Source organism: Actinoplanes flavus (assembly GCF_017592555.1).
GTDB lineage: Bacteria > Actinomycetota > Actinomycetes > Mycobacteriales > Micromonosporaceae > Actinoplanes > Actinoplanes flavus.
Window position 1 is genome coordinate 125,077 of record NZ_JAGFNS010000029.1, and the last position, 10,232, is coordinate 135,308.

The 10,232-nt window shown below is 71.4% G+C and carries 11 protein-coding genes; 7 read left to right on the plus strand and 4 right to left on the minus strand.

Features of this window, described 5'->3' with window-relative positions; genetic code table 11:
- The first annotated feature begins 78 nt into the window (after window positions 1–78).
- On the plus strand, window positions 79–1,230 hold the full coding sequence (locus J5X75_RS34305) for an SGNH/GDSL hydrolase family protein (RefSeq protein WP_208471787.1): 1,152 nt from the start codon (window positions 79–81) through the stop codon (window positions 1,228–1,230).
- Here the strand turns inward: J5X75_RS34305 and J5X75_RS34310 are convergent.
- Window positions 1,227–1,781: a CGNR zinc finger domain-containing protein gene (locus tag J5X75_RS34310; RefSeq protein ID WP_208471788.1), complete on the minus strand. Its 555-nt coding sequence runs from the start codon at window positions 1,779–1,781 to the stop codon at window positions 1,227–1,229. The genes J5X75_RS34305 and J5X75_RS34310 overlap by 4 nt on opposite strands.
- Window positions 1,782–1,851: 70 nt before the next feature.
- Here J5X75_RS34310 and J5X75_RS34315 point away from each other — a divergent pair, with 70 nt between their 5' ends.
- Complete coding sequence (locus J5X75_RS34315; protein WP_208471789.1) at window positions 1,852–2,802, plus strand: EamA family transporter; 951 nt, start codon at window positions 1,852–1,854, stop codon at window positions 2,800–2,802.
- On the opposite strand, the gene J5X75_RS34320 is transcribed toward J5X75_RS34315, so the two are convergent.
- On the minus strand, window positions 2,777–3,352 hold the full coding sequence (locus J5X75_RS34320; protein ID WP_208471790.1) for a TetR/AcrR family transcriptional regulator: 576 nt from the start codon (window positions 3,350–3,352) through the stop codon (window positions 2,777–2,779). The genes J5X75_RS34315 and J5X75_RS34320 overlap by 26 nt on opposite strands.
- Before the next feature lie 99 nt (window positions 3,353–3,451).
- Between J5X75_RS34320 and J5X75_RS34325 the strand changes: the two genes are divergently transcribed.
- The 4 genes from J5X75_RS34325 (at window position 3,452) to J5X75_RS34340 (ending at window position 6,362) form a co-directional block, all read left to right on the plus strand.
- Window positions 3,452–3,829, plus strand: coding sequence for a DUF4267 domain-containing protein (locus tag J5X75_RS34325; protein ID WP_208471791.1), 378 nt, complete (start codon window positions 3,452–3,454; stop codon window positions 3,827–3,829).
- Window positions 3,830–4,212: 383 nt separating this feature from the next.
- A complete protein-coding gene (locus J5X75_RS34330) occupies window positions 4,213–4,905 on the plus strand; it encodes a hypothetical protein (RefSeq protein ID WP_208471792.1) in 693 nt (230 codons plus the stop codon).
- Between the two features lie 144 nt (window positions 4,906–5,049).
- Window positions 5,050–5,745, plus strand: coding sequence for a hypothetical protein (locus tag J5X75_RS34335; protein ID WP_208471793.1), 696 nt, complete (start codon window positions 5,050–5,052; stop codon window positions 5,743–5,745).
- 458 nt (window positions 5,746–6,203) lie between these two features.
- Window positions 6,204–6,362, plus strand: coding sequence for a hypothetical protein (locus J5X75_RS34340; RefSeq protein WP_208471794.1), 159 nt, complete (start codon window positions 6,204–6,206; stop codon window positions 6,360–6,362).
- Here J5X75_RS34340 and J5X75_RS46190 read toward each other — a convergent pair.
- Window positions 6,359–8,065 carry a DUF6461 domain-containing protein gene (locus J5X75_RS46190; protein ID WP_208471795.1) on the minus strand — a complete coding sequence of 569 codons (1,707 nt, stop codon included), beginning with the start codon at window positions 8,063–8,065 and terminating at the stop codon, window positions 6,359–6,361. The genes J5X75_RS34340 and J5X75_RS46190 overlap by 4 nt on opposite strands.
- Before the next feature lie 144 nt (window positions 8,066–8,209).
- On the opposite strand from J5X75_RS46190, the gene J5X75_RS46195 reads away from it, so the two are divergent.
- Complete coding sequence (locus J5X75_RS46195; RefSeq protein WP_208471796.1) at window positions 8,210–9,733, plus strand: SMI1/KNR4 family protein; 1,524 nt, start codon at window positions 8,210–8,212, stop codon at window positions 9,731–9,733.
- 1 nt (window position 9,734) lies between these two features.
- On the opposite strand, the gene J5X75_RS34355 is transcribed toward J5X75_RS46195, so the two are convergent.
- Complete coding sequence (locus J5X75_RS34355) at window positions 9,735–10,100, minus strand: nuclear transport factor 2 family protein (RefSeq protein ID WP_208471797.1); 366 nt, start codon at window positions 10,098–10,100, stop codon at window positions 9,735–9,737.
- Between the last annotated feature and the right edge of the window lie 132 nt (window positions 10,101–10,232).

Genomic DNA, 10,232 nt, shown 5'->3' on the forward strand with positions numbered 1-10,232 from the left:
GGAGGAAGTGACGATTTTGCATCCCGTGTTAGCGTGCGACTCCGGTCAGTGAGACCGGGATTCCGGCGGGGGGAATCGGTGGCGGATCGTCGTGGGTTCATCCGGGCCGGTGGCCTCTTCGCCACCGGTGTCGCGGTCGCGGGCGTCGCGGCCGAACCGGTGCTGGCCTCCACACCCGATCCCCGGTTTCCGCTGCTCGGCTGGCACGCCGCCCTGGCGAACCGGCACTACGAACCCGCGGTGGTCGCGGTGATCGGCTCGTCCAGCTCCGAGGGCGTCGGTTCGTCGAGGTACGGGCGGGGCTATGTGCCGATGCTCGCCGCCAACCTGTGTGCCCGGTTTCCGGTCGCCGGTGCGGCCGGCGGGGATGTCTACACGGCCGCGTGGGGCCGGCCGTCCGGGCTGTGGCCGGTCGTCCTGTCCGACGGCGTCACCACGTCGGCCACCGGCTGGGGGCTCAAGTCCGCCGGCCTGAAAGCCGCGGGGCAGACCGTGACCTTCCCGTTCACCGGAACGAGTGTCCGGGTGTGGCATTCGGTCTTCCCCGGCGGCGGCACGTTCACCGTGACGATCGACGGCGCCACCGTGGCGACCGTCGACACCCACGCCCCGGCGAGGGACCGTGCCGCCACCTGGATCTCACCCCGCCTCGAACCGAGCCGCCACACCATCGTGGTGACCTGCGTCACGCCCGAGGTGAACGTGCACGGCTTCGCCGTCCTCGACGGTGACGAGAACCGGGGGATACACGTCTACAACGGTGGCCACGGTGGGCTGACCAGCGGCGACTTCGCGGAGAACGCCGCCGGGTGGGCGCCCCGGCTGCGACTCCTCCGGCCGCACCTGGTGATCCTCCAGCTGGGGGTCAACGACTGGCGGACCCGGGTGCCGGCCGCCACCATCGGACGGAACCTGAGGTCGATCATCGCGACGGTCCGGGCGTACGCCGGCACCTCTCCGTCGTTCGTGGTCTACGGCTCGCCGCGGGTCGCCGCCGGCCGGTCCGTGCAGGACTTCGCCAAGGTGAGCCGGGCCTGGCAGGACGTCGCGGCCGACGACACCGGCGGGCCGGGCGGGGCCAGTGCGGTCGCCTACTTCGACCTGGCGGCCCGGCAGCCGGCGCCGTCGGCCGACAACAGCCTCGGCCTCTACTGCGAGGACCTGGTCCACATGACCGACAAGGGCGCCGCCTTCACCGCCGACGCGCTCGCCTCCTTCCTCGCCCCCTAGCCGTTCCCGGCCTTGCGGGCCCGGAAGGCGATCATGTTGACCCGGTTGCCGCAGCGCACCGAGCAGAACCGCTTGGAGCCGTTGCGGGACAGGTCGAGGAACAGGCCGGTGCAGTCGGTGGCCTCGCAGACCCGTAGGCGGCCGGTCTCGTTCATCCGGATCACGTCGATCAGGGCGAGCGCCGCCTCGACGCGGATCCGCTCGGCCAGCGGGGCGTCCGGCTCGGTGGCGTGGATGTGCCAGTCCGAGCCGTCGTGCCGGGTCAGGAACGGCAGTGCCCGGGCCTCGCGCAGCATCCGGTTCACCGCCTCGACCGCGGCGTCCCGGTCCAGCGTCCACACCGAACGCAGCGACTCCCGCGCGGCCCGGACCGCCTCCAGCTCGGCCTGATCGTGGTCGATGCGCCCGGAGTAGACGTAGTGCCGGAGCAGCTCGCGCAACTGGCCGACGGTGGCGAGCTCGTCGGCGCCGGACCGGGAGGCGCCGGGCGCGGTGTTGGCGAGCGCCACGACGAACTCCAGCGCCTCCTCGGTGTCAGGGGCAAAGAGCAATTTGACTCCTTATCGAGCGGCGCCTAGCGTCAGGGTCGTAGACACCATAGCCCATGACAGGGAGTTCGCCGTGAAGCTGCCGTCGCAGACCATCGGGCTGGCCGCCGCGGTCACCTCGGCCGCCACCTTCGGCACCTCCGGCGCGTTCATCAAGCCGCTGCTGGAAGCCGGGTGGTCGCCGGCCGCCGCCGTCACCGCCCGGGCGCTCACCGCGAGCCTCCTGCTGCTGCCGATCGTGCTGTTCTCGCTGCGCGGGCGCTGGGACGCGCTGTGGCGGGGCCGCTGGCGGGTCCTCGCCATGGGCGTCATCGCGGTCGCGTTCACCCAGCTCACCTACTTCGCGGCGATCCGGCGCATCCCGGTATCCGCGGCGCTGCTCATCGAATACCTGGCGCCGCTGCTGCTGGTCGTCTGGGTCACGCTGACCACCCGCCGCCTGCCCCGCCCGGCCGTGCTGCTCGGCTCGGTGCTCGCGATCGGCGGCCTCGTCCTGGTCATCGGCCCCGGCGCGCTGGAAGCCGTCGACCCGCTCGGCGTCGCGCTGGCGTTCGCGGCCGCCGTCGGGTGCGCGGTCTACTTCGTGGTCGCCGCCCGGCCCGCCGACGGCCTGCCGCCGGTCGCGCTCGCCGGCGCCGGGCTCCTGCTGGGCGGCCTCACCCTGGCCCTGGCCGGTCTGGCCGGGCTCGTGCCGATGGCGGCCACCACCGGCGACGTGCCGCTGCTCGGGTCGCCGGTCCCGTGGTGGGTGCCGCTCATGGTGGTCGCCGTCTTCGGCACGGCCATCGCGTACGCCTCGGGGATCTTCGGCGGCAGCCGGCTCGGCTCCCGCCTGGCCTCGTTCGTCGGCCTCCTCGAGGTGGTCTTCGCCTCGATCCTCGCCTGGATCGTCGTCGGCGAACAGCTCACCCCGCTCCAGATGGCCGGCGGCGTCCTCATCCTGGCCGGCATCGCCGCCATCCCGGCCGAGCCCCCGGTCCCCGCCGCCGAACCCCGCCCTATGGTGTCCGCGCGAGCCGAGTGACCAGGAGATCGACGCGTTCCTCCTGCCAGGCCGCGGGGATGCGGCCGCTGGCGGAGAGGACCGTGATGCCGTGCAGCGCGCTCCAGACGACCTCGGCGACCAGCTCGCGCCGTTCGTTGCCCGGGTCGAAGCAGGCGACGAACTCGTCGAAGCACGCCCGTAGCGGCGCCGGGGTCTCGGCGCTCGCGAACCTCAGGTCCGTGGGCAGGACGAACATGGCCTGGTAGAGGGCGGGCCGCTCGCTCGCGAACCGCAGGTAGGCGTCACAGACGGCCCGCAGCGCCGGCCCGGGCGCCGGGGCGGCCTGCCGTGCGCCGCGCAGATCGGCGGCGAGTTCCGCGAAGCCGTCCAGGGCGACGGCCGCCACGATGGCGTCCTTGCCGTGGAAGTGGCTGTAGAGCACGGGCTGGCTGTACTCCACCCGCTCCGCCAGCCGCCGTGTCGTCACGGCCTCCCAGCCTTCGGTCTCGGCCAGCTCACGCGCGGAGTCGATGATCATCTGATGGCGGTGGGCGCGTTCGCGTTCGCGGCGCTCGCTGACGGGAGGCATGCCCGGATGCTAGCAGTGCTAGACATGCTTGCATCGATAACCTATCGTCGCTATCAGTTCTAGCGCTGCTAGATTTCCGTGCCGGAGAGGGGACCGTCCATGCTCACCACCGTCGCCGAGGTGCTCGCCGCACTGGTCGGCCTGTCCGCCGCCCTCATGGGCGCGAACTCCTTCCGGGCGCCGCGGGCCGCGGCCGGCTTCGGCATCCCCGGCACACCCGTCGACGACCCGACCTTCCGGGCGTGGCTGTCCGTCAAGGCCGTCCGCGACATCGCCAGCGGGCTGATCATCCTCATCGCGGCGGCCGCGGCGGAACCCCACCTGCTCGGCTGGCTCATGCTGGCCGCCGCCGGCATACCCGTCGGCGACACCCTGATCGTGGTGCGCGGCGGCGGCCCCAAGGCGATCGCCTACGGCGTCCACGCCGCCACCGCCGCGGTGATGGCGGCGGTCAGCGCGCTGCTCCTGCTGGGGTGACCTTCGAAATCACCCCGGTCGGTATGGTCCACAACCACCGGACGGACGTTCAGCACACGGTCACCCACCTGATGCCGAACTACTTCCAGCCCTGAGACAGCACCTGCTCCGGGGCGGCCGCGCGTCGTTGCATCAATTCAGCCGCCGCGTGCCTCGTCCAGATCCCGGGTCGTGAAGAGCCTCCGACGTGTCTGTCGGAGAGCTTCCGCCTCTCGGCGCGAGCGAGCGGCAGACGCCCAGCGGCCAAGTGGTGGGTTCCGCATGGCTGGCGCGAGGCATCAGCGACCCGGCGCCGCATCGTGCCTGCATGCCGGGTTCCGTCCTTGGTCTTCGCCACCTACTCTCTGCCGTCATGATGATCAGTCGTTACGTGTACTGAATGGGTGCCTGCGATTATCACTCGAACTGACCTTGTCATTCCGGCCAATATGGTGTCGGACCTGGATATTCCACCACTGGCCGTCACCAATGCCGCACCCGATCCGGAATGGGCCGATGTGCCGATCAGTCAGCTGGCCTATCGGCGTGACCCGTCCCAGCGGCTGCCCCTGGACCCGCGAACCGCCAAGGCCATCCGGCGTCACCGCCGCCTCGCGCCATGGGCTCTACCGGTCAATCTCACCGCACTGGTCGTCTTCTGGATCGCGATCTTCATGGACGACCTGCCGCTTGCCGTCCAGCTGGCCGGGATCGGGATGCATATGACCACGACGCTCGGGTGGCACCGCGTCGTCGCCGGGCTGCCTCCGCAGCAACCCAGGCGCCTCCGATCCGGTGACCTGCGCATCCCGGAAGTCCCGGTCGAAGTCGCGGAGCAGTGGATCACACGAAATCCCGGCGTGACCGCTACCGACGAGCCGATGCCTCGCCCACACTCCCGCCGGTACTACGCCGGCTGGTCGATCGGCCTGGTGACGACCGCGATCGTCCTGGTCGTGATAATGGCGAACAATGGCCGTGAGGATTTCATCCTGCTCTGGATGCTGGCGCCGGTGATACTCGTCAGCGGGCTCGTTATGGCACTGAGAACACAGCCGCCGGCCCGGGGTAAACCGAAATACACATTGCTCGACTGACCCGGTCACCGGTAGCGAAAGGGCACGTTCTGCTCCATCGGTGGCCCACGCCCGGCGTTTCGCACCGCCTGAACAGCGAATACCTCAGCAGTCGGAAGCCCCGATAATGGCCACGGCCCGCTTGAACCGTCTGATGGGGCACCGATGCTTGGCAAGTTGTCGCGTTCGATACTCGTGGCATCGGCCGTGCTGGCACTGGGCATGCTCGCGTCCTGTGACGCCGGCGATGCCCAGTCTTCGTCCCGTCATCCCTCAGCGGCGCCGACCGCGTCATCGAGTGCCGTCGCATCCGGGCAGCCTTCGCCGGTGCCGCCAGGATCGGCAACGTGTGCTGCTGTTGAGACTCGGCCGCGCTGGTTGCTCACCCCCGGCGACGCGTGGTCGGAGGCCGAGCACGACGGGATGACGCAAAACGCGTTCGTGTTCGGCGAAGCATGCGACGGCGGGCCGACATGGCCGACATGGCCGGAGAGCTGCGACCTGTTCGGTGACCTCCTGCTGGACGAGGCGTGGCCCGGCTACCGCACCGAGGGCGTCTACTACATCGCCGGCATCAGTCTCTTCAACCAATCCGGCGAGAACGTCTCGGAGCGCATCCTGCTGTTCGGTACACCTTCCAGTGGAGGTCTTCGCATCCTCGCCGATCAGGCGCAGAAGTGCGGTGCGACCCGGAAGAGTTCGGCGGGGAAGGCGGTGATCTATCAGTTCCCGTCGGAGCCCCGCCGGCAGAAATACCTGATCGTCCAGCGCACGGTCGCGATCCAGCTCAGCGTGACTCACGGCGTGAAGGCGTCCCCGATGATCGAAAAGGCACTCCGCCGCGCGGCGGATGCTGGATAGCCGAAACGCACACGGGAGCGGTCCGCGCCGATACGCAAGGCCGGAGGGTCCGGCGGAACCGGACATTCCAGCCCGCCGCGCAGGGGCTTCAGGGACCACGGGACCCTCGGCGGCCGCTGTACGACCTTGCGAATCGGCGCCGTGGGCACCGCTCGTACGCTTCCCGAAGGGCATTCGATCATGGGCTCTGCCGTCGGCAAGGGAACGCCCCCGATACTGCCGATCCTCCTGGGACTCTGCGTCCTGCTGACCGCGTGTGATTCGCCGGGCGGCGATGCCGCGAACGCGACGGCTTCCTCCCCGGCGGTCATCACCCCTACGACGTCTCCGGCCGCGTCGCCCACGCTCTCGGCCACTCCGTCGCCCGCTCCGGTCAAGCCGCGGATCAGCAAGGCGGGTCTCGCCCACTTCCCGAAAGGCCCATGCCGCGTAAGTGCCCGCACCAGCTGAGGAAGCTGGTGGAAACCCCGGTCGTCGGCACCCGGCCACTTCCGCGTACGCCCCTCGCACGCATCGACCGCTGGTATGCCGCCCGAACCCTGCCCGATCCGACCTGCACCGCCGACTACTGGTTCGAACGGCGCCTGGTGGACCAGGAGGGCTGGGGGCGGATCTAGAGGTCGATGCGGTAGCCGACGCCGGCCTTCTCGATCCGGGCCAGGTCGTCCTCGGTCAGGCCGCGGCCGGTGAACCGCTCCACCGCCACCAGGCCCTTGCCGTCCCGGTCGCCGCTCGCCGCGAAGTCCAGCCCGGCCAGCACGGGCGCCAGCTCCGGCGGCCAGTCCTCGTCGCCGAACGGCTCGTGGGCGGCCAGCAGCTCACCACCCTCGGCGAACGACAGGCGGGTGACCGCGTTGACGTTCCAGAACCAGCTCGCCGCCCGGCCGTTCGCGGACGCCGCCCGCAGCACGCCGGCGTTCGCACCGCGGTAGCCGTTCTCCTCCACGAGCAGGACCGCGCCGCCCGCGTCCAGCGCACTCACCCACTGGTGGGAACGCTTCTGCGACATCACCCCACGGCGCAGGTCGTCGATGCGTTCCGGCCGGTCCGGGTCGGCGCCGAACGCCCGCAGCGCCTGTTCGACGGTCGCTCCGGTGACCACGGTGACGGTCGCCGCGACGGTCAGGACGCTGCGGCCGATCCAGCGATAGGCGAGTTCGGGTCGCGGTGGGCGCTCCGGCGCGGGCTCGCCGCGCAGCCGGTGCCCGAGAAGATCAACCCTTTTGTGTACGTCCACAGCGGCCGGTTCCGCGCTCCACACGACGATCCGGTACCGCTCGTGGGCGGCGTCGAGGTCGTCACGCCCGCGGGCATGCACCCGGATCCGGTAGTCGCCCGGCCACGGTGGTGTCTGCCGGCGCATCCGGTCCAAACCACGGCCGTCCGGTGACACGATCGACGCCCGGCCCTCTGCGGCGTGCCAGCTCACCTCGACGATCTCGTCCCAGTCGGGCTCGATCTCCTCCGGGGCGCCGGAACGCACCTCCAGAAACAGTTCGACCTGGCCGTCCGCGATCCCGGTCCGGATCACCACGCCGCCGTCCGCGACCGCCACCAGCCCGTTGCCGGAGAAGTCGGCGGCGTCCGGGAAGTCGTGCTCCACCAGGCCGAACCGGTGCCCGGAAACGGTTGCCGTCCCGTAAATCGTCCGGGGCAGATACTCGGCGCGGATGCGGTCGAGGAGCGCGGACGCGTACCCCGATGGCATGGGTGTGTCCCGCAGCAGCAGAATCGCCGCGCCCAGGGCGAGCCCGACGGTGGCCGCGGCCCGGTCGACCAGCGGCGGCGCGGTCTGCGCGACGACCGCTCCGGCCACCGCAACGGTGACCGCGAGGTGGGCGGCGCCGTGAGCCGCCGCGATGGCGGGTTCGTCCCCGGTGACCTCGATTCCGGCCGGCGCCACCTCGCGGGAGAGGGCGACGACACGGTCCACGACGCCGGGTCTGATCCGATCGAGCATGGCCGCCGCGGACACGGCCTCGCTCTGCTGGCCGAAACCGGACACCATCCCGTAGAGCATGTTCGGCGGAAGACCGGGCAGATCGCCGGTGAGGTCCGGCGCGGCACTCCAGTCGAAGCCGTCGACGGCGAGTTCGAGGGCGCCGAGCAGCCGTTCGGCCGGCAGGTTCCCGGCCGAACGCAGCGCGACCAGGCAGGCGTTGTCGCCCGGCTCCGAAGGCCGGGGCGGGTCGAGAGCGGGATCCGGGGTGAGGTGCTCCGGCGCTGCGGCACGGCCCAGCAGCCGGGCGGGCGTTGCCGGAATCAGCCGCTGGAAGATCGGCGCCGCTGTCGCGACGAAGTCACGCAGGTCTCCGGGCACGGCCGCCACCCTATCCGAACCGATCGATGCACAAGGAAGCGGCTCTGGCGATCATCCAGGGCTGCGGGTGCGGCCCACCTGGCGCTGACACCTGGACCTCGCCTCGCACTTGGGCGAACCACCAGATGGACCTAGAGTGACGGCGTGAACCGGGGGTGGACGGGCCGTGGGCCGTGGATGATCGCGGCCACCTCGGCCGGCGCCGACTGGCGGATCGCGCTGGCCGGGCTGGCGGCGGCCACCGAAGCGCCGGTGGCGGCCGTCGTGATCGGCACCAGCGTGCCGGACGACGATCCGGCGCGGCCGTTCCTCGCCGGGGTGCTGGAGGTCGCCGGGACCGCCCGGCTGCCCCTGGACCGGGTCCGTGACCTGGCCGAGGGGATGAGCCGGTCCTACGAACTGGTGCTGGTCGCCGCCGACGCGGGCCTGCTGCTGCCGGTGGGCGAGGGCGGGTGGACACTCGTCGACCTGGCCGTGGCGATGGGCGCGCCCGTCGTGGTGGTGACCGGCCCGGGCCCGGACGCGGCACACCACACCAGCCTCGTCGTCGACGCGCTGCACGGGCGCAACCTCTCCGCGGCGGTCGTCACCGTTGGTGATGTCGACGAGAGCGCGCTGCCCCTTCCACCGGCCGGCCGGATCCCGGCGGCCGCACTCTCCGCGACGCCGGGGTCCGCGGCCACCGATGATCCGGGTTCGCCTCCCGAGACGATTCCTGGGGCGGCCGAAACGCCGAGCGAGGACGGCCGTTTCGCCGGGGCCGCCGAATGGTTCGAGCCGATGCTGCGAGTGGAGCCCCAGCCCGCCACGCCGGTGCTCGACGTCACCGAGGGCGCACGCAAGCCGGTCAGCGGCAAGCGCTTCGTTCTCGGCCTGCTCGGCGTCTTCGTGATCATGGTCCTGATGGCGTGCGGCCTGGGCTGGTGCGGCAGCGAGCCCATCTACTCGGCGCACATCGACTACACCGGCCCGGTCGAGCCCACGGTCAGGCCCTACACGCCACACCCGTCGACGTATGTCCCGCCGTCGCGCCCCCGGCCGCCGTCGACCGCCGCCTGCCCGGAGAACGCCGGCGCGATCACTCCCACCCGCCCGGATGCCGCCACCACCCAGCGGGTGAACCGGGCCTGGCAGCGCATCGAGAAGTGGCTCGCCGCGAACGCCCCGGCCAGCGCCCGCGGACCGCGCCCACCGGCCGGCGCGAAGCGGATCGACGAGTTGCAGCGCCGCATGTCGGTGGCGTTCCCGGCCGACCTGGTCGCCTCCCTGCGCCGCCACGACGGCGTACGCCCGGAGGCCCGTTTCGACCTGCCGCCGTTCTTCCTGCCGCAATCCCTCGACGAGATCCTCGGCGACTGGCGGTCCACCTGCACCGTCCTGGCCGGCGACGCCGGTTCCTGGCCGGGGGAGGACTGGTGGCACCGGCAGTTCGTGCCGTTCGCGTCGGCCGGGGACGGCGGCTGCCTGCTCGTCGACCAACGGCCCGGCGGTCACGGGCGGGTGGGCGAGTTCTACCCGGAGGACGGCACCGACTTCGCCCGCTGGCCCGCCTCGGTCACCGAACTGCTGGAGGGCACCGCCACCGCGCTGGAGACCGGCCGCCCCTACGACGGCCGCTACCGCCCCACCGTGACCGGCGACGGCCTCCTGGACTGGGAGATCATCTGACCTACGCCGGCGAGATCTGGGCGGCCACGATCCGCCAGCCGACACTTTCCTGGTACGCCCACGTGCGCGCGTACCGCAGCCGGGCCGTCAACGGGGCGCCGCCGAAGGTCCCCGCCACCGTGCACAGGGCGAAGGTCGCGCCGGTCCGGTCGACGACCAGCACCTCCAGGTCCTCCTCGGTCAGCGAGTCGACGACCGAGGAACCGGACCGGTACGCGTCCAGGTCGTCGGACTTGCGGTAGCGGGCGCCGTCCGGCCCGATCGCGATCAGGCGGTCGTCGAGCAGTTCCTCCAGCACCGCCACGTCGCCGTCGCGTTGCGCCTGCTGGAGGCGCCGTTCCGCGTCGAGCAGCTCAGCCTCGGTCATGGTCGCTCCATAAGGTTGTTGATTGTCTGGGGTTGATGCCCCGGATGCCCGGGACGGTGGGGTGTGGCTGATGGTTTCTTGCCGTTGGGTGGTTCCGAAGGAGTGGCCGCCCTGCCGTTCCCGATGGCCTGG